Source organism: Bacillus cereus group sp. MYBK79-1 (genome assembly GCF_051915365.1).
In the GTDB taxonomy this organism is placed as follows: domain Bacteria; phylum Bacillota; class Bacilli; order Bacillales; family Bacillaceae_G; genus Bacillus_A.
Genome location: NZ_JBQAEO010000005.1, coordinates 57,629 through 77,236 on the forward strand (window position 1 = coordinate 57,629; position 19,608 = coordinate 77,236).

The window sequence follows — 19,608 nt, forward strand, 5'->3', positions numbered from 1 at the left end:
CAGTGGAGATCCTTCTTTCTATACTGATTAGTAGCTATCACCAATTTGGTGTTTACGGATAGTAAATAGGGGGATAAACATAATGAGGAGGTGTGTTGTATGGAACGTTTACCAGTTATCATTTGTCCTAATTGTCACAATGCTGCGGAGATTATTCATGTATTAACGGCTCAATCAAATCAAAATGTAATTTATACGTGCCAAGTTTGCCAGTATGTAATTCGGAATATTGAAACGAATAAAGGATAGGAAGTTATAATTTTTATTTTTGTCCCATACAATGAGAATACGAAAAGTCTGTCTAATTGAAAGGACGTGACTATGTGGCCGGTGAACATACATTTTATAATGTTTCAGAGAGGCATTTAAATTTTGATATGGTCTTTACCCGTATTTGTAATTTCATTGAAAAGGATCCACGAAATTTATATCGCTTATCCATTGGGACAGACTCACAAGCGCATCAAAAGGATACGAGATTTATTACGGCAATTCATATTCATCGCGTTGGAAAAGGAGCCTGGGGATGTTTACACCATCAATCAGTAAAAGATAAGCCAGCAACTTTACGTGATAAGATATATTTAGAAACGCAGTTTAGTCAAGAAATCGCCTGCTTATTTACTCCAAATCATATACAAACAATATGGGATTTATTGCATCCATATGCTCAAGATGGGGCTGGATTTATAATGGAAATTCACTTAGATATCGGAAATGATGGTTTAACAAAAGAATTTATTCTAGATATGACAGCGAAAATTCAAGCGATGGGATTAACTGCAAAAATTAAGCCAGATGCTTATGCAGCTTTTAGTTATGCAAATCGATATACAAAATAAAAACAAATTTTATATACTATCACCAAAAACTGAATATTACATCTATTAAATAAGCTGAAAATTTTATATAATAAGGGGAACGATGCGAGTATAAGGAGAGGGGTATATGAAAAGGGAACTTGTTTTAACAGAAGAAGAGGAAAGTTTGTTGTTAGATATTTTATTTCAGCAAAATTATGCGAGTGAAATTTTAGCTGTGGAACTTACAGATATTGAGAATGGTTTAAAAAAGACAGATGTGATGCAATATAAAAAAATCACAAGGTTATTTTACAGATTAAAAAATAAAGGGTATTAAGCGCTACCGGAATGGTAGTCTTTTTTTTGCGTTGTATGCTAAAATAGCTGTGTAATTTTGTTTTTTACTGAAATAATGTAAGGACAAAATAATAATATGAAAACGCTGTCATAAAATGTGAATAGAGTCGGTGAATAAAAGTAGGCAAAAGGGAAGATGGGGGGATGTAACATGATTAGTATTCCGAAAGATGAGTTCCAACAAATTTTTGTGAAAGATTTAATGATCTCATCAGAAAAAGTAGCACATGTCCAAATGGGGAATGGTTTAGAGCATGCTTTACTCGTTCTTGTGAAATCTGGATATTCGGCGATACCTGTTTTGGACCCGATGTATAAATTGCATGGGTTAATTAGTACTGCTATGATTTTAGACGGTATGTTAGGGCTAGAACGTATTGAGTTTGAAAGACTTGACGAAATGAAAGTAGAACAGGTGATGAAGGAAGACATTCCAGTTCTTAAGTTAGAAGATTCGTTTGCAAAAGCTTTAGAAATGACAATTGATCATCCTTTTATTTGCGCTGTCAATGAAGATGGGTATTTTGAGGGGATTTTAACACGTCGGGCTATTTTAAAATTGTTGAATAAAAAAGTAAGGCAACATAATCGATAATGTGAGAAAAGTGACTTCATAGAAGCGGAGAAGTCACTTTTTTTCGTGCATATCAGTTGTGTATGTATTATATTTAAAAAGATAAAAAATATAAGAGTATATAGTTAAATTAAGGATGAAAAGCTTATTGAGATAAGGTGTATGGAAGCTAAGGAAAGAGGGAGAAAGTTGCAAATTGATGATTTTCAAATGATGGTTGTGTTAGCTCAGGAATCAAATATGAGAAAAGCGGCGGAACGTTTATTTGTTTCACAACCTGCGCTTAGTCAACGATTACAATCTATGGAGAAACAATGGGGAATGAAGTTTTTTATTCGCTCACAAAAAGGATTGACAATTACACCTGAAGGGGAAAAAGTCGCAAATTATGCAAAAGAAATGCTACAAAAGGAAGAGGATATTAAAAGTGAGCTAGCTGTTTTTAGAACAGAAACTCACGGAACGTTAAAAATAGCTGTTGCATCAGTTATTGGTCAATATTGGCTTCCTCCTGTTTTGAAGAAGTTTGTACATAAATACCCTTCTGTGAAAATATCGCTGTTTACTGGCTGGAGTAGTGAAGTGCAAAAGCAATTTTATGAAGGAGACGTTCATGTTGCTATATTGAGAGGGACACAAGAATATAAAGGTCAGAAGCAGCAATTATTTGAAGATGAACTTTATTTAGTGGATAAAGAAATAAAAGATATTTCGATGTTAAAAGAAACAAATAGACCATTTATTCAATTTAAAAGTGATTCGACTTATTATGGACAAATACAAAATTGGTGGTATGGTTTATTTTCTAATCCACCTAAGAGAACAATTGTGGTTGATCAAATTGAAACTTGCAAACAACTCGTTTTAAATGGCATAGGTTATGCTCTTTTACCTTCTACTGTTTTAAAAGAAGTACAGGAAAATATGTATAAAACACCTGTTCAATTAACGAGAGAAACATGGTTATTGACGAGTGAATCGGCTAGACAATTGAAGCAAGTAAGGGCATTTTTAGAAATTATAGAAGAAATTCAAATGGAAAAATAGGATTATTATCTTGCTACTGGCTCTATCGTTTGGTAGAGTAACATTATAAATGGATTTAGGAGGCAACAAGAATGAAAATGATGGACGCTAACGAAATTATTTCGTTTATTCAAAAAAGTGAAAAGAAAACTCCTGTAAAGGTATACATAAAAGGGGATTTAAAAGAAGTAACATTCCCTGAAACGGTACAAGCATTTGTAAATAAAAAATCTGGTGTATTATTTGGAGAATGGTCTGAAATTAAGACAATTCTTGATGAAAATAGCAAGCACATTGTTGATTACGTTGTTGAAAATGACCGTCGTAATTCTGCAATTCCAATGCTTGATTTAAAAGGTATTAAAGCTCGTATTGAGCCAGGCGCGATTATTCGTGATCACGTTGAAATCGGCGACAACGCTGTTATTATGATGAATGCAACAATTAATATCGGTGCTGTAATTGGTGAAGGTACTATGATTGACATGAACGCGGTACTTGGTGGACGTGCAACTGTTGGTAAGAACTGTCACGTAGGTGCAGGTGCAGTACTTGCAGGTGTTATTGAGCCGCCTTCAGCAAAACCAGTTATCGTTGAAGATGATGTTGTAATTGGTGCAAACGTAGTTGTGTTAGAGGGAGTTACAGTAGGTAAGGGTGCAGTTGTAGCAGCAGGAGCTGTTGTAACAGAAGATGTACCTCCATATACAGTTGTTGCCGGTACTCCAGCACGTGTAATTAAAGAGATTGATGAGAAGACAAAAGCAAAAACTGAAATTAAACAAGAGCTTCGTCAATTAAACCCAGAGAAATAAACACAAAAAAAGCGTAAGAGCATAAACGGGCTCTTACGCTTTTTATAGATAGAGGTGCAAAAATGGCAGTAAGCAAATTCGTTCAAATTCGTAGAGACTTACACAAAATACCGGAAATTGGATTTCAAGAGTGGAAAACACAACAGTATATTTTAGATTACATAGCAACGCTTTCGAATGAACATGTGGAAGTGAAAGTATGGAAAACGGGTGTTATTGTTAAAGTAAATGGAAAAAATCCAGAAAAAATTATAGGTTATCGCGCAGATATAGATGGTTTACCAATTACAGAAGAAACTGGATATGAATTTGCTTCTATTCATGAAGGAATGATGCATGCATGTGGACACGATGTACATACAACAATCGGTTTAGGCCTTCTAACAGCAGCTGTAATAGAAAGAATAGATGATGACCTTGTGTTTCTATTCCAGCCAGCTGAAGAAGGGCCAGGAGGGGCTCTTCCTATGTTAGAAAGCGAAGAGTTAAAAGAATGGAAGCCAAATGTAATTCTCGGCCTTCATATTGCACCTGAATACCCTGTAGGAGCAATCGCCACAAAAGAGGGGCTATTATTTGCGAATACATCAGAGTTATATGTTGATTTAAAAGGGAAAGGTGGACATGCAGCCTACCCTCATACTGCAAATGATATGATTGTTGCAGCAAGTCATCTTGTTACACAACTTCAATCCGTTATTAGTCGTAATGTGAATCCTCTTGATAGTGCAGTAATTACAATCGGAAAAATAACAGGTGGTACAGTTCAAAATATCATAGCAGAAAAGTCTCGGTTAGAAGGAACGATTCGAACGTTATCAGTAGAATCAATGAGTCGTGTTAAAAGTAGGATTGAGGCAATTGTTGCAGGTATAGAAGCTTCCTTCCAATGTGAAGCGGTGATTGACTACGGAGCGATGTATCATCAAGTATATAACCATGAAGCATTAACGAGAGAGTTTATGCAGTTCGTAAGTGAACAAACTGATATGAATGTCATTACATGTACTGAGGCAATGACAGGTGAAGATTTTGGTTATATGCTTCAAGAGATTCCTGGATTTATGTTTTGGCTTGGGGTAAATTCAGAATTTGGTTTACACCATGCAAAATTAAAACCAGATGAAGAGGCTATTGAGAAAGCAATTGTATTTTTAGATCAATATGTGAAGTGGAAGGGAACTAGAAAGTGAACTTGCTTCCCAACTTTGCAACAATTTAAAGAGGGTACTCGTTAATTCCAAGAGGAAAACAACGTTCACATTTGTTTTAGATACACGTCGGCATACAAATGGATAAAATAATGAGCAGTGGTTTTGAGCCGCTGCTCATTATTCATTATCGCTTATTGAGAAGATGATTAGTTAACTAGCTTATATATGTTTACATTTCGTGTAGAAAATGTGTAAAATCAAGGTGAAACATAGAAAAAAAGGGTGGGGAATTACGTGCAAATTAGCAGTGCAATGTTGTGTTTCGTCTTATATGCGTATGTTATTATTGCGGCGGTGTATTTTGGGATAAGTTTTTATGCCTACCGTTTAGTAGATAATCATGAATATGACGAAACATATAAATGGGTGAAGAGATATTTATCACCTGTATTAGAAATTATGAATGGATTTGTGCTCTTTTTATTTATTGGGTTAATTGCTTTCTCAACGAGTTTAGTAGGGAATAAAACGACATTATTTGTACTAGGTATCATTATTTTTATGTTGTTAGGTATACGGATTGGTAACACGGTGTTTTGGAATGAAAGAAAAGTAGATGGTTGGACTGGAATGTTAATTCCGTGTATGTTAGCGGCTATCGTGACAAATATAGAGCATGAATATTATCAATTACATTTTTGGCTCATTATCGTTTTAACAATTCTTTCGGTTTTATACATAAGCACGGTAGTACTTACATACATTGCACATGAAAAAGGTGATGTTAAAGGAACTCGTTTCTTTAGAGGGCGAGCACTATTTTGGAGTGTGCCAACGATGGCGGTTATAGGAATTATTGCGATATTAGTAAACGGATATCAATTTACTAGTTGGCAACCGTTTTTAGAAAATTGGTGGATTTTCATCATTTCGTTTATCGCTTTTTTAGGTGCAACGCATTATTTATTCCATCAACATCATTACATATTGGCATTGTTATTCGCATTTATACAACTATTATTTGCTTTCTTCGGACAAGAAACGTTATTATTCGTTTTTGAAACATTTAGTTCATTTGGAAACATATTTGTATTTGGCATGTTAATTTTCAGTATCGCATTTTATTTACAACAGTATTTTTATATGCAAAAACAAAAATAAGAACGATATACAGGTTTTTGTAGCAAATCTAAAGTGTGTTACAATAAAAATACATAGTATTCGATGTTATTGGAGGAATTCCTGTGGGTGAAAAAGAGAAAGAATTTGCTGTCATCGGGCTTGGACGTTTTGGTGGAAGTATTTGCCGAGAACTCGCTCAATTAGGTATGGAAGTAATGGCAATTGATTCGGATGAGGATAAAATTAATGAGTTTGCAAATATAGCTTCACATGCTGTAATTGCAGATTCAACAGATGAGATGGTATTAAAAAGTCTTGGTATTCGTAATTTTGATCATGTAGTCGTTGCTATTGGAGATAATTTAAATTCAAGTATTTTAACAACATTAATTCTGAAAGAGTTAGGTGTAAAAAATATTACTGTAAAAGCTCAAAATGATTACCATGAAAAAGTGTTAAGTAAAATAGGGGCAGATCACATTGTGCACCCAGAGCGTGATATGGGAAAAAGGATTGCTAATAATATTGCATCAAGTAATGTATTAGACTATCTTGAGCTTTCAGATGAGCATAGTATTGTAGAGATTATTGCAAATAAAAAAATTGATGGTCATTCTTTAATCGAATTAGATATTCGTGCGAAGTTTGGATTGAATATTGTAGCGATTAAACGTGGTAAAGAAGTGATTGTATCTCCTCGAGCTACGGAAAATATTCAAGCGGGAGATATATTAATTGTAATTGGTCATGACGATGAAGTAGATCGTTTTAAACACTTTTTAAGATAAGAGAAAAGGACAATACCTTTATGGTATTGTCCTTTTTCTTATATTTCCATAATGATTGGTAAAATCATTGGACGACGTTTCGTTTTCTCATATAGGAATGGTGCTAATGTGTCTGTAATTTCATTTTTAATTTCAGACCATTGTGTTGTTTTGCGCTCCATCACTTTTTCTAAATGAGTTGTAATTAATGTTTGAGCATCATTAATTAAATCACTACTTTCGCGCATATACACGAAACCACGTGAGATAATATCAGGTCCTGCTGCAACTTTAAACTCTTTCATATCAATGCTTACAACTACAATAACAAGTCCTTCTTCAGAAAGAATACGACGATCGCGTAATACGATATTACCGATATCTCCAATACCATTTCCGTCAATATAGACAGATCCAGATGGGATTTTACCAGCTACGCTTGCTTCATCAGAACGAAGAGCAAGAACATCTCCATTATCCATGATGAAACAGTTTTCTTCTGGAATACCACAATCGTTTGCTAACTTCATATGCATACGTTGCATGCGGTATTCACCATGAATTGGCATGAAATACTTCGGTTTAATTAGACGAAGCATTAGTTTTTGTTCTTCTTGTCCACCGTGTCCACTCGTATGAATGTTTGACAGTTTTCCATGGATTACATCAGCACCAGCACGATACAACATGTTAATTGTACGGCTTACACTAATTGTATTACCAGGGATTGGTGAAGAAGAGAACACAACTGTGTCGCCAGGAATGATTTGAATTTGACGATGAGTACCGTTAGCAATACGTGAAAGTGCTGCCATTGGCTCACCTTGACTACCTGTACATAAAATAACAACTTTATTAGCCGGTAGGCGGTTTAGTTGAGCTGTATCTATGAATGTATCCTTCGGACAGCGAATATAACCGAGGTTTTGTCCAATTTCAATCGCCGCTTCCATACTTCGGCCAAACACAGCCACTTTACGATTGTTTTCAACAGCCGCTTCAACAACTTGTTGTAGACGATGGATATTTGATGCAAAGGTTGCAAAGATAATACGACCTTCTACTTTGCGGAAAATATCTTGAATACTATCACCAACACGGCGCTCAGACATTGTAAAGTTTGGAACTTCACTGTTTGTACTGTCAGATAAGAGACAAAGTACACCGTCTTTTCCGATTTCAGCCATTTTTGTTAAGTCCGCTGGTTCACCGACTGGTGTGAAATCAAATTTGAAATCGCCAGTATGAACAACTTGTCCTTGAGGTGTTTTCACAACAACTCCGTATGAATCTGGGATACTGTGAGTTGTACGGAAGAAGGAAACCGATGTCTTTTTAAATTTAATAACATCATCTTCTTGAATTTCATAAAGTTTTGCTTTACGAAGTAATCCGTGCTCTTCTAATTTGTTTTTGATTAGTGCAATTGCTAATTTCCCGCCATAAATCGGGATGTTTACTTGACGTAATAAGTAAGGAATTCCACCGATATGATCTTCGTGACCATGTGTAATGAATAATCCTTTAATTTTATCTTCGTTTCGCACAAAATAAGTGTAATCTGGTATTACATAATCGATTCCGAGGAGTTCGTCTTCTGGGAATTTAATTCCAGCATCAATAATAATAATTTCATCTTGAAATTGAACAGCATATGTATTTTTACCGATTTCACCAAGTCCCCCTAAAGCAAAAACGGCAGCCTGATCATTCTTTAGAAATTTCATATGACTATACGATTTCCGCTAATGTTAAATCAGCGTTTTCTTTTTCATATTCAAGATGAGCACCAGTAACAGACTGAACGAACTCGATATTATATGCGAACTTATTTAATTTCTTACGAACATCCTTTTCAGACGTAGCCTCTAAATATAAAACTTTTGTATTTTCACGTACTGGAACCTCAGTCATTTTGTCTTGATAAAATACTTTAAAAATCATTTGGAAAACCTCTCCTTGTCTATGTTTTGCATTATCTGTTACTTATTATAAAGCAAACAGTCACGATTTTCATGTTTTTTCGAACGAGAATGAAGAAAAAGCCCGAAATGGGCACAATTTAAGCGATTGTCTTTTTACGGACTAGATCTTTTAAATAACGCTTGAGCTTTTTCTTCAGCTTCTTCAGCATGATTACTCCTTCCTTTCCTTATTTTAAACATGCATATTACTAGTGAAAACTCCGTCTCTGATATAAGAAAGAAGACAAAAGTGAATGTTGAATCTTGTCCTTTCTCATACAGGGAAAGTTATTCTATAGTAACGATTAGTAGCCGTTAGTTATAGCTATAGTATGAGAAAGAATAGAAAAGAAAATTCATACGAACAAGTATCCACATTTTTTACTAATATATATATGCAGGTTTCAGAAATAAGGTCAGAAAGTGAACGCTTTCTTCACAGATGTTTAATATGTTATACTTTTTTTTAGAATTTGAAAAGCGATAATCAAAATAGGAATATTGAGTAACAGAAAGGATTTTGACAAATGAATGATAAAATTGTCTTTTTTGATATTGATGGAACATTATTAGATCATGATAAGAAGATACCTCAATCTACAAGAGATGCAGTAAGACAGTTACAAGAAAAAGGTGTGCATGTAGCAATTGCGACAGGGCGTGCGCCATTTATGTTTGAAGATATTCGTAAGGAACTTAATATACACAATTATGTTAGCTTTAATGGACAGTACGTTGTATTTGAAGACGAGGTAGTATTTAATAACCCATTACATCCAGCTGCCTTGCATAAATTTACTCAGTTTGCAAATCAAGAAGGGTATCCACTTGTATATCTTGATCATCAAGATATGAGGGCATCAGTAGAATATCATGATTATGTGAAAGAAGGTTTTGGAAGCTTAAATTTTGAGCATCCGGCATATGAACCTAATTTTTATGAGGAACGTAATATTTATCAAACACTTCTTTTCTGTGAAGTGAATGAAGAGGAAAAGTTTATTAATCAGTATCCAGACTTTCATTTCATTCGCTGGCATGCATATTCAATGGATATTATTCCAAATGGTGGTTCGAAGGCAAAAGGAATTGAGAAATTCATTGAAAAATTAGGATTTAACCGTGAACAAGTGTATGCATTTGGGGATGGCTTAAATGATTTAGAAATGATCGAAGCAGTTGGGACAGGTATTGTGATGGGGAACGGTCATGAAGATTTGAAAAAACTTGCAAATCATGTGACAAAGGATGTTAGTGAAGACGGCATATATCATGGCTTAAAATGGGCTGGATTGCTATAAGTAAATATGGAACCCATTTCATATAAAAAAGGCGGAAGATAACTCCCGCCTTTTTTATTATCGCTCTAGAGGTTTTGAATCGTCAGGAGCAGCAAATGGATTTTCTTTATTAATGTGGTCATAGAACATAACACCATTTAAATGGTCAATTTCATGCTGAAATACGATTGCTGGTAAACCTTTTAAACGTAATTTTACTTCTTCGCCGTTGATTGATGTTGCTTTCACTGTAATTCTTGTGTAACGAGGGACATATCCAGGTACTTCGCGGTCTACTGATAGACAGCCTTCCCCGCTTTGTAAATATGTACGTTCAACAGAATGACTAATGATTTTTGGGTTGAATAATGCATGACTATATAACGTGCCGTCCGTATCGGTTACATGAACTGCAATCATTTTCTTTGAAATACCGATTTGCGGAGCTGCTAATCCGATTCCAGGGCGTAAACTATATTTTTCAGCCATTTCAGGATCTTGGCTATTCATTACAAATTCAATCATCTCTTTAAGTGTAGTTGTATCTTCTTCGCTCGTTGGTATTACTACCTCTTCCGCAACGTTTCGCAAAATAGGATCTCCTTCGCGAATGACATCTTTCATTGTAAGCATATGTAATCTCTCCTTTCCCCTTTAGTCTACCAAAGGAGATGAAAAAAGTCATCGACAAGTAGGGCAAGCGTTCTACTATAGAATATGTATGTAATAAAAAGAAAAGACGGCAAAGCCGTCTGTTTCTTTCCATAGTTGTTTCATTTTACATTAGCGAATGCAAGCAGCACCAACGATAATTAAAAGAATAAACAACACAACGATTAAGGCAAAGCCGCGTCCAGATCCGCCACAAGAACCGCCATAACCGTAGGAAGGATTTGAACAAGTTGGATAGCAATATGAGTATCCGTACATGAGATGACCTCCTTTATCATTTCCCGCTAATACTGCGGTTACTATAATGTATGGAGCGAAGAGTAGAAATGTATGGGTAATTACCTATAAAAGGAAGAAGAGTTTGTATATTTTTGTTAAGAAGAGAGAAAAACTAAAGAGAATTAAATCGTTTACATATTATTCTAAGAGAAAAAATAAGTTGAAAAGGGAATAATATAACAGTAGGTAAATGCTTACTAATACAGATGTGAAAAATAAAAACACGTTTGTGTAGAAGAAACCTGCAGATTATTTATAAAAAAACGTATCCAAAGTAATTGACATCGTAATTAGAATAGTTGTAAACTAAAAAACGTGATCAAGATTGTATTAATATGTTTCTGAAAAAACATTAGTACAGATTGTTAGGTACACAAAATTATTCTCAACCGACAAATAAATTTGTTGGTTTACATTGTTGCGTTTTCAGTCTAGCTAATAGATAGTGAAAGCGTTTCAGAATATGGTTCAAGAGAGGAAGAGGTGAACGGAATGGGTACTAAAACAAAAAAGACCCTATTTAATGTTGATGAGCAAATGAAAGCTATCGCAGCTCAATTTGAGACATTACAAATTTTAAATGAAAAAGGCGAAGTTGTGAATGAAGCAGCTATGCCTGAATTATCTGATGATCAATTAAAAGAATTAATGCGCCGTATGGTGTATACTCGCGTACTAGATCAACGTTCTATTTCTTTAAACCGTCAAGGACGTTTAGGTTTCTACGCACCAACAGCTGGACAAGAGGCTTCTCAATTAGCAAGTCATTTCGCACTTGAAGCAGAAGATTTCATCTTACCAGGATATCGTGATGTGCCACAATTAGTATGGCACGGTTTACCATTATACCAAGCATTCTTATTCTCTCGTGGACATTTCATGGGTAACCAAATGCCTGAGAATGTAAATGCACTTGCTCCACAAATCATCATCGGTGCGCAAATCATCCAAACTGCTGGTGTTGCGTTAGGTATGAAACTACGTGGTAAAAAATCTGTTGCAATTACTTACACTGGTGACGGTGGTGCTTCACAAGGTGACTTCTACGAAGGTATGAACTTTGCGGGTGCATTCAAAGCTCCAGCAATCTTCGTTGTACAAAACAACCGTTATGCAATCTCTACTCCAGTAGAAAAGCAATCTGCAGCTAAAACTGTAGCACAAAAAGCAGTAGCAGCAGGTATTTACGGAATTCAAGTAGACGGTATGGATCCATTAGCTGTATACGCAGCAACTGCTTTCGCTCGTGAGCGTGCAGTAAACGGCGAAGGCCCTACTTTAATCGAGACTCTAACATTCCGTTACGGTCCACATACAATGGCTGGTGATGACCCAACTCGTTACCGTACAAAAGATATCGAGAACGAATGGGAACAAAAAGATCCAATCGTACGCTTCCGTGCATTCTTAGAAAACAAAGGCCTATGGTCTCAAGAAGTTGAAGAGAAAGTAATCGAAGAAGCAAAAGAAGATATTAAACAAGCAATTGCTAAGGCTGACCAAGCTCCAAAACAAAAAGTTACTGATTTAATGGAAATCATGTACGAAAAAATGCCTTACAACTTAGCTGAACAATATGAAATTTACAAAGAAAAGGAGTCGAAGTAAGCCATGGCTCAAATGACAATGATTCAAGCAATCACTGATGCTTTACGCGTTGAAATGAAAAATGACCCTAACGTACTTGTGTTTGGTGAAGACGTTGGTGTAAACGGCGGTGTATTCCGTGCTACTGAAGGTTTACAAGCTGAATTTGGTGAAGATCGTGTAATGGATACTCCACTTGCAGAGTCTGGTATTGGTGGACTTGCAGTTGGACTTGCATTAGAAGGTTTCCGTCCAGTTCCAGAAATCCAATTCTTCGGTTTCGTTTTTGAAGTAATGGATTCAATTTCTGGTCAATTAGCTCGTATGCGTTACCGTTCTGGTGGACGTTGGACTGCTCCAGTAACAGTTCGTTCTCCATTCGGTGGCGGTGTTCATACTCCTGAACTACATGCTGATAGCTTAGAAGGATTAGTGGCTCAACAACCTGGTCTAAAAGTTGTTATTCCATCTACTCCATACGATGCAAAAGGTCTTTTAATCTCTGCGATTCGTGACAACGATCCAGTTATTTACTTAGAGCATATGAAATTGTACCGTTCATTCCGTCAAGATGTACCAGAAGGCGAATACACAATTGATTTAGGTAAAGCTGATATCAAACGTGAAGGTACAGATGTATCTGTTATCGCTTACGGTGCTATGGTTCACGCTGCATTAAAAGCTGCTGAAGAACTTGAAAAAGAAGGTATCTCTTTAGAGGTTGTTGACTTACGTACAGTTCAACCATTAGATATCGAAACAATCATCGCTTCTGTTGAAAAAACAGGCCGCGTAGTTGTAGTTCAAGAAGCACAAAAACAAGCTGGTATTGCAGCTAACGTTGTAGCGGAAATTAACGACCGTGCAATCTTAAACTTAGAAGCTCCAGTTGTACGTGTTGCAGCTGCTGATACAGTATTCCCATTCTCTCAAGCTGAGAGCGTATGGTTACCAAACCATAAAGATATTGTTGAAGCTGTTAACAAAGTAATGAACTTCTAATTTTTAGCTTTTCATGTGCAAAAGAAATCAGCACATGCTGGTTTCTTTTGTACATATTCCATAATAATGAAATGAATCAGGGGGCTGAATTCCGTGGCATTTGAATTTAAACTACCAGATATCGGTGAAGGTATCCACGAAGGTGAAATCGTAAAATGGTTTATTAAACCAGGCGATGAAGTAAACGAAGACGATGTACTTCTTGAAGTACAAAATGATAAAGCAGTAGTAGAAATCCCTTCTCCTGTTAAAGGTAAAGTACTTGAAGTACTTGTAGAAGAAGGAACAGTTGCAATTGTAGGAGATACATTAATTAAATTTGATGCTCCTGGATACGAAAACCTTAAATTTAAAGGTGACGATCATGATGAAGCTCCAAAAGCTGAAGAAGAAGCAGCAGTAGAAGCTCCAGCAGCGGAAGCTACTCCAGCAGCAACTGCAGAAGTAGTAAATGAGCGCGTAATCGCTATGCCATCTGTTCGTAAATATGCTCGTGAAAACGGCGTAGACATTCATAAAGTAGCTGGTTCTGGTAAGAACGGCCGTATCGTAAAAGCTGACATCGATGCATTTGCAAATGGTGGACAAGCAGTAGCAGCAACTGAGGCTCCAGCAGCAGTAGAAGCTACTCCAGCAGCGAAAGAAGAAGCACCAAAAGCACAACCAATCCCAGCTGGTGAATATCCAGAAACTCGTGAGAAAATGAGTGGTATCCGTAAAGCGATTGCAAAAGCAATGGTTAACTCTAAGCATACAGCTCCTCACGTAACATTAATGGATGAAGTAGATGTAACAGAACTTGTTGCTCACCGTAAGAAGTTCAAAGCTGTTGCAGCTGACAAAGGTATTAAATTAACTTACCTTCCATACGTTGTTAAAGCTTTAACATCTGCATTACGTGAATTCCCAATGTTGAATACTGCTTTAGACGATGCTTCTCAAGAAATCGTTCATAAACATTACTTCAACATCGGTATCGCAGCTGATACAGACAAAGGTCTATTAGTACCAGTTGTTAAAGATACAGATCGTAAATCAATCTTCACTATTTCTAACGAGATCAATGATCTTGCTGGTAAAGCACGTGAAGGTCGTTTAGCTCCGGCTGAAATGAAAGGTGCTTCTTGCACAATTACAAACATTGGTTCTGCAGGTGGACAATGGTTCACTCCAGTTATCAACCACCCAGAAGTAGCAATCCTTGGTATCGGCCGTATCGCTGAGAAGCCAGTTGTGAAAAACGGTGAAATCGTTGCAGCTCCAGTATTAGCATTATCTCTAAGCTTTGACCATCGTTTAATTGACGGCGCAACTGCTCAAAAAGCATTAAACCAAATTAAACGTCTATTGAATGACCCACAATTATTAGTAATGGAGGCGTAATAACAATGGTAGTAGGAGATTTCCCAATTGAATTAGATACAGTCGTTGTTGGTGCAGGTCCTGGTGGATACGTTGCGGCAATTCGTGCAGCACAATTAGGTCAAAAGGTAGCAATTATTGAAAAAGCTAACCTTGGTGGCGTATGCTTAAACGTTGGATGTATTCCTTCAAAAGCGTTAATCAATGCAGGTCATCGTTATGAGAATGCAATGCATTCTGATGACATGGGTATCACTGCAGAGAACGTAAAAGTTGACTTTTCAAAAGTTCAAGAATGGAAAAACGGCGTAGTTAAGAAATTAACTGGCGGTGTTGAAGGCCTTCTTAAAGGTAACAAAGTTGAAATCATTCGCGGTGAAGCTTACTTCGTAGATGCTAACACATTACGCGTAATGACTGAAGATGCAGCTCAAACGTATACGTTTAAAAATGCTGTTCTTGCAACTGGTTCTACACCAATCGAAATTCCTGGATTCAAATACTCTAAACGTGTTATCAACTCTACAGGTGCTTTAAGCTTACCTGAAATTCCTAAAAAACTTGTTGTAATCGGCGGCGGTTACATCGGTATGGAATTAGGTACTGCATATGCTAACTTCGGTACAGAAGTTACTGTAGTAGAAGCTGGCGACGAAATCTTAGCTGGTTTCGAAAAAGCTATGAGCTCTGTTGTTAAACGTGCTCTTCAAAAGAAAGGTAACGTTAATATCCATACAAAAGCTATGGCTAAAGGCGTTGAAGAAACAGAAACTGGCGTAAAAGTTAGCTTTGAAGTTAACGGTGAAATCCAAACTGTAGAAGCAGATTACGTATTAGTAACTGTAGGTCGTCGTCCAAACACTCAAGAAATCGGTCTTGAGCAAGTTGGAGTTAAAATGACTGACCGCGGCATCATCGAAATCGATGAGCAATGTCGTACAAACGTACCAAACATCTATGCAATCGGTGATATCGTTCCTGGACCACCATTAGCTCACAAAGCTTCTTACGAAGGTAAAGTAGCTGTTGAAGCAATTAGTGGCCATGCATCAGCAATCGATTACATCGGAATTCCTGCAGTATGCTTCACTGATCCAGAATTAGCATCTGTTGGTTACACGAAGAAACAAGCAGAAGAAGCAGGAATGACAGTAGCTGTATCTAAGTTCCCATTCGCTGCAAACGGTCGTGCGTTATCATTAAACAGCACTGATGGTTTCCTACAACTTGTAACACGTAAAGAAGACGGTCTTCTTGTAGGTGCTCAAGTTGCAGGTGCAGGCGCTTCTGATATTATCTCTGAGATTGGTTTAGCTATCGAAGCTGGAATGACAGCGGAAGATATCGCTCAAACAATCCACGCTCACCCAACATTAGGTGAAATCACAATGGAAGCAGCTGAAGTTGCTCTTGGAATGCCAATTCACATTGTAAAATAATTTAAGTAATGAAAATAGCCCATCTCTTATTTAAAGAGATGGGCTATTTTTTAGCCTTTTTGGCAAGAAGACACCATCTGATTTGTGTTACGGGTGAAGTCCAATAAATTCAGATGGAGATGAATTGCCGCCAGAAGGTAGACCAAACACTTTTGTTTCATTCATAACAATTTTCCCGGGGCGAATATTTGTTTCTTTTTGTCTTACGATATAATCTACCCTTAGATAAGGAGGGAATATATTGTAAGACAACGAAATTGGATAATAATAATCATTCGGTTACTTGGGCCAAAAGGAATTACGATGGAGACCATGTTCACATTTTGCTCCGTTCAGTTCCAAATATTGATTTGTCAAGAGCGTTGCGAAATGTTGGCTTCTTCCACAAGGAAGAATTGCTCTTTTTCGAAAGGGTGGTGCAAGTGGGGAAACGATTGTTCGTTTCTAGTACCAACGAAAAACATACTTGGGGTGTTACCATTAGGTGGCATGAATGCTAGAGCGTCAAACTGTCTAGCGATAGACGAAAAGACCTAGCGTTCGAACTCAAGCCCCCACTGAAACGCTTTATCTCAGTGGGGGAGTTGACATGTAATTGTCGAATGAATATATAATACTTTAATTGAATCGTTAGAGCATATATTAATCCAAAAGCTATATATGCTTTCGTATAATATGTAATTGATTCAAACTTGATCCCATATATTAATAAAATAGAGCATGTCAAAGGAGAAGGTTCCATGAGAATATTGCATGTTATATTTTATCATTTATTATTATGGAGTGGTTTTTCTGTTGTATTAGCATTGTCAAATGGTGATAAGTTGCATTACAAAGTCATTCTATTTTTTGTATTTCTTTATTTAGCGTATGTGATTGCATATTTTGTATTGCAAACTAGAAAGCAGTCATTATTCCTTACGTGTTCAAATTGCATACTTTTCTTAATCATATTTTCTATTTTTTAAATTAACGTTTATAGAAATACATTGTTCTTCCATTAAATAATTGTAATTCTCCTTCTAATTTCTTCGCTAGAAAACGGCAAAATTCATTTGCTTTTCCTTTATCACCAAATGTTGCATTGGGTGGTAAAGAAATCTGAATAAAAGATTGTTCCTTTTCTATACCGACACCAACATAAATGGAGTCATATCGATCGTGAGTAGATTGTAGTTTTAATGTTGTTGCTGATGTATCTAAAATTTCATAAGGAAAAGCGGTATTTGTATAAGCGTAATTAATTTGAACACCGGTTTTGGAAGTAACTGTTTGATAGTAAAGAAAAAGTTGTTTTATATCATCTATTGAAACAGATTGTTGATTGGATTTAGGTACAAGCGTAATAAAGGCATGTTGCATATAAGTTCCCCCTAACTTAGTAGAATAGTATCATTCTACATCCTACTGAATTTTTTGACAATTAAAAGGAGTATTACTTTTTTTGTTTAATATACTAAATGAAAGGTGATGGAGAAAGGTGGAAATCGATGTTTGAAAAATTGTATGATGAGCATGAAAGTGTGAAGGTACGATTTTTGGGGTTTATGACACATGATACTCGTTATGATTTTGGTGTTATTTATACAAATATGTTTTTTGGAAAGCCACTCATTGTTTGCATGCAAACAGGAAGGTCTACTTTGCTTGGGCGAGATGATGTAGAGAATGTTCAACATATACAGGAAATTTTCAAATTAGGATCAGAAGAGGAAGCGACAGAGTTAGCTCAGTTCTTCAAATTTTTAGTCCCATCTACTTCTTTACATGCCGAATATGAAGAATAATTAATGTAAAACAGTCGTACGTATAAATATGGCTGTTTTTTTGTTTGAATATCGCATACTAATTTAAATTGAAAATATTTAATGTGTTATACTAAAAACCTATTGACGTAAAAAGTATAACATATTAAAATAAAGACAGAAAGTTAAGCGGTTACAAAAGTTTTTGGGATTATAAACTTAGGGGGAAATGAAAAATGGGAACGATCGTATGTCAAGATTGTGAAGGTACAATTGCACACTTCGAGGATGAAAAAGTAACGGTACTTTACGGGAAATGTGGATCTTGCGGATGTGATCACACAGAGCATACAAAAGCCCAATAATTGATAGGAAATGGCCAGCTAAAAGTTTTTAGGACCATAAACTTAGGGGGAAATGAAAAATGGGAACAATCGTATGCCAAGTATGTGAAGGAACAATCGGACATTTTGAAGATGAAAAAACGACAGTGCTTTACGGGAAATGTGGTACAAATTGTGACTGTGCTAATAAAGATAAGGCGAAAGCTTAATTATAAATAAGTAAATGATTATTAAAACTCAGGGGGAAATAAAAATGGGAACAATCGTATGCCAAGTATGTGAAGGAACAATCGGACATTTTGAAGATGAAAAATCAACAGTACTTTACGGAAAATGTGGATCTCATTGCGAGTGTGACCATAAAGAACATGCAAAAGCTTAAATAAGAAAAAGCGCCTACATATGTAGGCGCTTTTTTTTAATAAATTGTAGTTGTATTGCCAACTGTTGCAACGATTGCATCATCTCTAATTGGAATAAATCCTATGGATGTCTGTGGAGTTTTAGGAGAAGCGTAGTGGCTCATGAGACGGCTATCAATACGGGTAATAGTATCGGTCAAAAAAGCTGAAATAAAAGCGTAAGGGACTCGTCGTTCATTTAACGAGTATATAATTTCCTCTTTTGTTTTTACACCTACGCCATGTCCGTAAAAAAAGAAATTTCCTAGATAGATTGTATTTTCTCCTTGCCACTCAATTGTAGCTGGGTTCACTTGTGGATTTTTAAAATAAACGAGATCACCTGGAACAAGATCACCACCCGTTTTGGTTATGAGCTTTAAATCTTGATCGTAGTCCCACGTATAAAGTAAAAGGTTTGCAAAGAGACGGTTGAAAGTTTCTTCCTCATACAAGGATAGTAAAGCTTTGTAAAAAATAATGATCATAGCAGTGGCACATTCAGTTCCATATAGTTTTCCGTTTTTGAAAATATCTTGTATGGCAATGGAAGGGGGGATGTTTGGAAGGAGCTCGAATCCCCCAAGTGACGTTCTTTTCCAATACTGGGGGTTGCAAAAGGATTGTTGAAATGTGCGAAACTGAAATCCACTTTGAAAAAGTTCTAATGCAGAAGTAATAATATTCACTCGCAAATTTAAATCAAAGCTGAGTTCATCGGAGGTTCGGAAGGAATAAATTTCTTGATTTCCTGCCATTATCGATAAAATTTGTTGTTTCTCAGCTGCAAATGGCTCATATTCATTTGTGATATAAGGATGTACAATAGAACGGCCTATTACAATCATAATAGTATCCCCACCTATACGTTACATTACTTAATATCGTATGAGAAAAGGGAAAAAGGGTGAAAGA

At 36.2% G+C, this 19,608-nt stretch carries 25 protein-coding genes; 19 read left to right on the plus strand and 6 right to left on the minus strand.

The features are described 5' to 3' along the window. Nucleotides 1-99: 99 nt before the first annotated feature. From ACTFOB_RS10700 to ACTFOB_RS10740, 9 genes are all read left to right on the plus strand, one after another. Nucleotides 100-249 carry a hypothetical protein gene (locus ACTFOB_RS10700; RefSeq protein ID WP_192797612.1) on the plus strand — a complete coding sequence of 50 codons (150 nt, stop codon included), beginning with the start codon at nt 100-102 and terminating at the stop codon, nt 247-249. A 74-nt stretch (nt 250-323) separates the two neighbouring features. Further along, on the plus strand, nt 324-842 hold the full coding sequence (locus tag ACTFOB_RS10705) for a ribonuclease H-like YkuK family protein (RefSeq protein WP_440025905.1): 519 nt from the start codon (nt 324-326) through the stop codon (nt 840-842). Nucleotides 843-948: 106 nt separating this feature from the next. Beyond that, on the plus strand, nt 949-1,140 hold the full coding sequence (gene abbA / locus ACTFOB_RS10710) for an antirepressor AbbA (protein WP_098758634.1): 192 nt from the start codon (nt 949-951) through the stop codon (nt 1,138-1,140). A gap of 171 nt (nt 1,141-1,311) precedes the next feature. Further along, complete coding sequence (cbpB, locus tag ACTFOB_RS10715) at nt 1,312-1,755, plus strand: cyclic-di-AMP-binding protein CbpB (protein ID WP_000623572.1); 444 nt, start codon at nt 1,312-1,314, stop codon at nt 1,753-1,755. A 141-nt stretch (nt 1,756-1,896) separates the two neighbouring features. After that, nucleotides 1,897-2,781, plus strand: a complete 885-nt coding sequence (locus ACTFOB_RS10720; protein WP_061678286.1) for a LysR family transcriptional regulator — start codon at nt 1,897-1,899, stop codon at nt 2,779-2,781. A 71-nt stretch (nt 2,782-2,852) separates the two neighbouring features. Continuing rightward, the gene (gene dapD, locus ACTFOB_RS10725; RefSeq protein WP_000783245.1) at nt 2,853-3,575 is read left to right on the plus strand and encodes a 2,3,4,5-tetrahydropyridine-2,6-dicarboxylate N-acetyltransferase; all 723 of its coding nucleotides are present in this window, start codon (nt 2,853-2,855) and stop codon (nt 3,573-3,575) included. A gap of 62 nt (nt 3,576-3,637) precedes the next feature. Continuing rightward, nucleotides 3,638-4,768 (plus strand): N-acetyldiaminopimelate deacetylase, encoded by a 1,131-nt coding sequence (locus tag ACTFOB_RS10730; RefSeq protein ID WP_440025906.1) that lies wholly within the window; start codon nt 3,638-3,640, stop codon nt 4,766-4,768. Nucleotides 4,769-5,023: 255 nt separating this feature from the next. Next, a complete protein-coding gene (locus ACTFOB_RS10735) occupies nt 5,024-5,890 on the plus strand; it encodes a cytochrome C oxidase assembly protein (protein ID WP_440025907.1) in 867 nt (288 codons plus the stop codon). An 83-nt stretch (nt 5,891-5,973) separates the two neighbouring features. Continuing rightward, nucleotides 5,974-6,639 (plus strand): potassium channel family protein, encoded by a 666-nt coding sequence (locus tag ACTFOB_RS10740; protein WP_000504032.1) that lies wholly within the window; start codon nt 5,974-5,976, stop codon nt 6,637-6,639. 38 nt (nt 6,640-6,677) lie between these two features. On the opposite strand, the gene rnjA is transcribed toward ACTFOB_RS10740, so the two are convergent. Together rnjA and ACTFOB_RS10750 are read right to left on the minus strand one after the other, a co-directional pair. Next, on the minus strand, nt 6,678-8,345 hold the full coding sequence (gene rnjA / locus ACTFOB_RS10745) for a ribonuclease J1 (RefSeq protein WP_000670370.1): 1,668 nt from the start codon (nt 8,343-8,345) through the stop codon (nt 6,678-6,680). A 4-nt stretch (nt 8,346-8,349) separates the two neighbouring features. Next, on the minus strand, nt 8,350-8,562 hold the full coding sequence (locus tag ACTFOB_RS10750; RefSeq protein WP_000576434.1) for a DNA-dependent RNA polymerase subunit epsilon: 213 nt from the start codon (nt 8,560-8,562) through the stop codon (nt 8,350-8,352). Between the two features lie 547 nt (nt 8,563-9,109). Between ACTFOB_RS10750 and ACTFOB_RS10755 the strand changes: the two genes are divergently transcribed. Continuing rightward, nucleotides 9,110-9,883: a Cof-type HAD-IIB family hydrolase gene (locus ACTFOB_RS10755; RefSeq protein WP_440025908.1), complete on the plus strand. Its 774-nt coding sequence runs from the start codon at nt 9,110-9,112 to the stop codon at nt 9,881-9,883. A 57-nt stretch (nt 9,884-9,940) separates the two neighbouring features. Here the strand turns inward: ACTFOB_RS10755 and def are convergent, their stop codons facing one another. Further along, a complete protein-coding gene (def, locus tag ACTFOB_RS10760; RefSeq protein ID WP_440025909.1) occupies nt 9,941-10,495 on the minus strand; it encodes a peptide deformylase in 555 nt (184 codons plus the stop codon). A gap of 150 nt (nt 10,496-10,645) precedes the next feature. Continuing rightward, nucleotides 10,646-10,792, minus strand: coding sequence for a YjcZ family sporulation protein (locus tag ACTFOB_RS10765; RefSeq protein WP_000274561.1), 147 nt, complete (start codon nt 10,790-10,792; stop codon nt 10,646-10,648). Nucleotides 10,793-11,305: 513 nt separating this feature from the next. On the opposite strand from ACTFOB_RS10765, the gene pdhA reads away from it, so the two are divergent. From pdhA to ACTFOB_RS10790, 5 genes are all read left to right on the plus strand, one after another. Next, on the plus strand, nt 11,306-12,421 hold the full coding sequence (pdhA, locus tag ACTFOB_RS10770; RefSeq protein ID WP_000536893.1) for a pyruvate dehydrogenase E1 component subunit alpha: 1,116 nt from the start codon (nt 11,306-11,308) through the stop codon (nt 12,419-12,421). A gap of 3 nt (nt 12,422-12,424) precedes the next feature. Next, nucleotides 12,425-13,402 (plus strand): pyruvate dehydrogenase complex E1 component subunit beta, encoded by a 978-nt coding sequence (pdhB, locus tag ACTFOB_RS10775; RefSeq protein ID WP_000068163.1) that lies wholly within the window; start codon nt 12,425-12,427, stop codon nt 13,400-13,402. A gap of 93 nt (nt 13,403-13,495) precedes the next feature. Next, nucleotides 13,496-14,785 carry a pyruvate dehydrogenase complex dihydrolipoyllysine-residue acetyltransferase gene (gene pdhC, locus ACTFOB_RS10780; RefSeq protein ID WP_440025910.1) on the plus strand — a complete coding sequence of 430 codons (1,290 nt, stop codon included), beginning with the start codon at nt 13,496-13,498 and terminating at the stop codon, nt 14,783-14,785. Between the two features lie 5 nt (nt 14,786-14,790). Continuing rightward, nucleotides 14,791-16,203, plus strand: a complete 1,413-nt coding sequence (gene lpdA / locus ACTFOB_RS10785; RefSeq protein WP_151632793.1) for a dihydrolipoyl dehydrogenase — start codon at nt 14,791-14,793, stop codon at nt 16,201-16,203. 740 nt (nt 16,204-16,943) lie between these two features. Continuing rightward, a complete protein-coding gene (locus ACTFOB_RS10790) occupies nt 16,944-17,171 on the plus strand; it encodes a hypothetical protein (protein WP_087981726.1) in 228 nt (75 codons plus the stop codon). Nucleotide 17,172: 1 nt separating this feature from the next. Here the strand turns inward: ACTFOB_RS10790 and ACTFOB_RS10795 are convergent, their stop codons facing one another. Then, on the minus strand, nt 17,173-17,565 hold the full coding sequence (locus tag ACTFOB_RS10795) for a DUF1885 family protein (protein WP_151632789.1): 393 nt from the start codon (nt 17,563-17,565) through the stop codon (nt 17,173-17,175). A gap of 128 nt (nt 17,566-17,693) precedes the next feature. Here ACTFOB_RS10795 and ACTFOB_RS10800 point away from each other — a divergent pair, with 128 nt between their 5' ends. The 4 genes from ACTFOB_RS10800 (at nt 17,694) to ACTFOB_RS10815 (ending at nt 18,674) form a co-directional block, all read left to right on the plus strand. Next, on the plus strand, nt 17,694-17,990 hold the full coding sequence (locus ACTFOB_RS10800; protein ID WP_076541134.1) for a DUF3055 domain-containing protein: 297 nt from the start codon (nt 17,694-17,696) through the stop codon (nt 17,988-17,990). A 194-nt stretch (nt 17,991-18,184) separates the two neighbouring features. After that, nucleotides 18,185-18,313 carry a GapA-binding peptide SR1P gene (locus ACTFOB_RS10805; RefSeq protein WP_000536778.1) on the plus strand — a complete coding sequence of 43 codons (129 nt, stop codon included), beginning with the start codon at nt 18,185-18,187 and terminating at the stop codon, nt 18,311-18,313. A gap of 59 nt (nt 18,314-18,372) precedes the next feature. Continuing rightward, a complete protein-coding gene (locus ACTFOB_RS10810; protein ID WP_000536800.1) occupies nt 18,373-18,501 on the plus strand; it encodes a GapA-binding peptide SR1P in 129 nt (42 codons plus the stop codon). A 44-nt stretch (nt 18,502-18,545) separates the two neighbouring features. Next, nucleotides 18,546-18,674: a GapA-binding peptide SR1P gene (locus ACTFOB_RS10815; RefSeq protein ID WP_048530698.1), complete on the plus strand. Its 129-nt coding sequence runs from the start codon at nt 18,546-18,548 to the stop codon at nt 18,672-18,674. Between the two features lie 36 nt (nt 18,675-18,710). Here the strand turns inward: ACTFOB_RS10815 and ACTFOB_RS10820 are convergent, their stop codons facing one another. After that, on the minus strand, nt 18,711-19,541 hold the full coding sequence (locus tag ACTFOB_RS10820; protein ID WP_151632785.1) for a protein-glutamine gamma-glutamyltransferase: 831 nt from the start codon (nt 19,539-19,541) through the stop codon (nt 18,711-18,713). Nucleotides 19,542-19,608 lie beyond the last annotated feature (67 nt).

Excerpts from the sequence above, each read along its gene's own strand:
- ACTFOB_RS10700 (WP_192797612.1), top strand. The coding sequence starts at position 100 with ATGGAACGTTTACCAGTTATCATTTGTCCTAATTGTCACAATGCTGCG.
- abbA (WP_098758634.1), top strand. The coding sequence starts at position 949 with ATGAAAAGGGAACTTGTTTTAACAGAAGAAGAGGAAAGTTTGTTGTTA.
- cbpB (WP_000623572.1), top strand. The coding sequence starts at position 1,312 with ATGATTAGTATTCCGAAAGATGAGTTCCAACAAATTTTTGTGAAAGAT.
- ACTFOB_RS10720 (WP_061678286.1), top strand. The coding sequence starts at position 1,897 with ATGGAAGCTAAGGAAAGAGGGAGAAAGTTGCAAATTGATGATTTTCAA.
- dapD (WP_000783245.1), top strand. The coding sequence starts at position 2,853 with ATGAAAATGATGGACGCTAACGAAATTATTTCGTTTATTCAAAAAAGT.
- ACTFOB_RS10730 (WP_440025906.1), top strand. The coding sequence starts at position 3,638 with ATGGCAGTAAGCAAATTCGTTCAAATTCGTAGAGACTTACACAAAATA.
- rnjA (WP_000670370.1), bottom strand. The coding sequence starts at position 8,345 with ATGAAATTTCTAAAGAATGATCAGGCTGCCGTTTTTGCTTTAGGGGGA.
- ACTFOB_RS10750 (WP_000576434.1), bottom strand. The coding sequence starts at position 8,562 with ATGATTTTTAAAGTATTTTATCAAGACAAAATGACTGAGGTTCCAGTA.
- ACTFOB_RS10755 (WP_440025908.1), top strand. The coding sequence starts at position 9,110 with ATGAATGATAAAATTGTCTTTTTTGATATTGATGGAACATTATTAGAT.
- def (WP_440025909.1), bottom strand. The coding sequence starts at position 10,495 with ATGCTTACAATGAAAGATGTCATTCGCGAAGGAGATCCTATTTTGCGA.
- ACTFOB_RS10765 (WP_000274561.1), bottom strand. The coding sequence starts at position 10,792 with ATGTACGGATACTCATATTGCTATCCAACTTGTTCAAATCCTTCCTAC.
- pdhA (WP_000536893.1), top strand. The coding sequence starts at position 11,306 with ATGGGTACTAAAACAAAAAAGACCCTATTTAATGTTGATGAGCAAATG.
- pdhB (WP_000068163.1), top strand. The coding sequence starts at position 12,425 with ATGGCTCAAATGACAATGATTCAAGCAATCACTGATGCTTTACGCGTT.
- lpdA (WP_151632793.1), top strand. The coding sequence starts at position 14,791 with ATGGTAGTAGGAGATTTCCCAATTGAATTAGATACAGTCGTTGTTGGT.
- ACTFOB_RS10790 (WP_087981726.1), top strand. The coding sequence starts at position 16,944 with ATGAGAATATTGCATGTTATATTTTATCATTTATTATTATGGAGTGGT.
- ACTFOB_RS10795 (WP_151632789.1), bottom strand. The coding sequence starts at position 17,565 with ATGCAACATGCCTTTATTACGCTTGTACCTAAATCCAATCAACAATCT.
- ACTFOB_RS10800 (WP_076541134.1), top strand. The coding sequence starts at position 17,694 with ATGTTTGAAAAATTGTATGATGAGCATGAAAGTGTGAAGGTACGATTT.
- ACTFOB_RS10805 (WP_000536778.1), top strand. The coding sequence starts at position 18,185 with ATGGGAACGATCGTATGTCAAGATTGTGAAGGTACAATTGCACACTTC.
- ACTFOB_RS10810 (WP_000536800.1), top strand. The coding sequence starts at position 18,373 with ATGGGAACAATCGTATGCCAAGTATGTGAAGGAACAATCGGACATTTT.
- ACTFOB_RS10815 (WP_048530698.1), top strand. The coding sequence starts at position 18,546 with ATGGGAACAATCGTATGCCAAGTATGTGAAGGAACAATCGGACATTTT.
- ACTFOB_RS10820 (WP_151632785.1), bottom strand. The coding sequence starts at position 19,541 with ATGATTGTAATAGGCCGTTCTATTGTACATCCTTATATCACAAATGAA.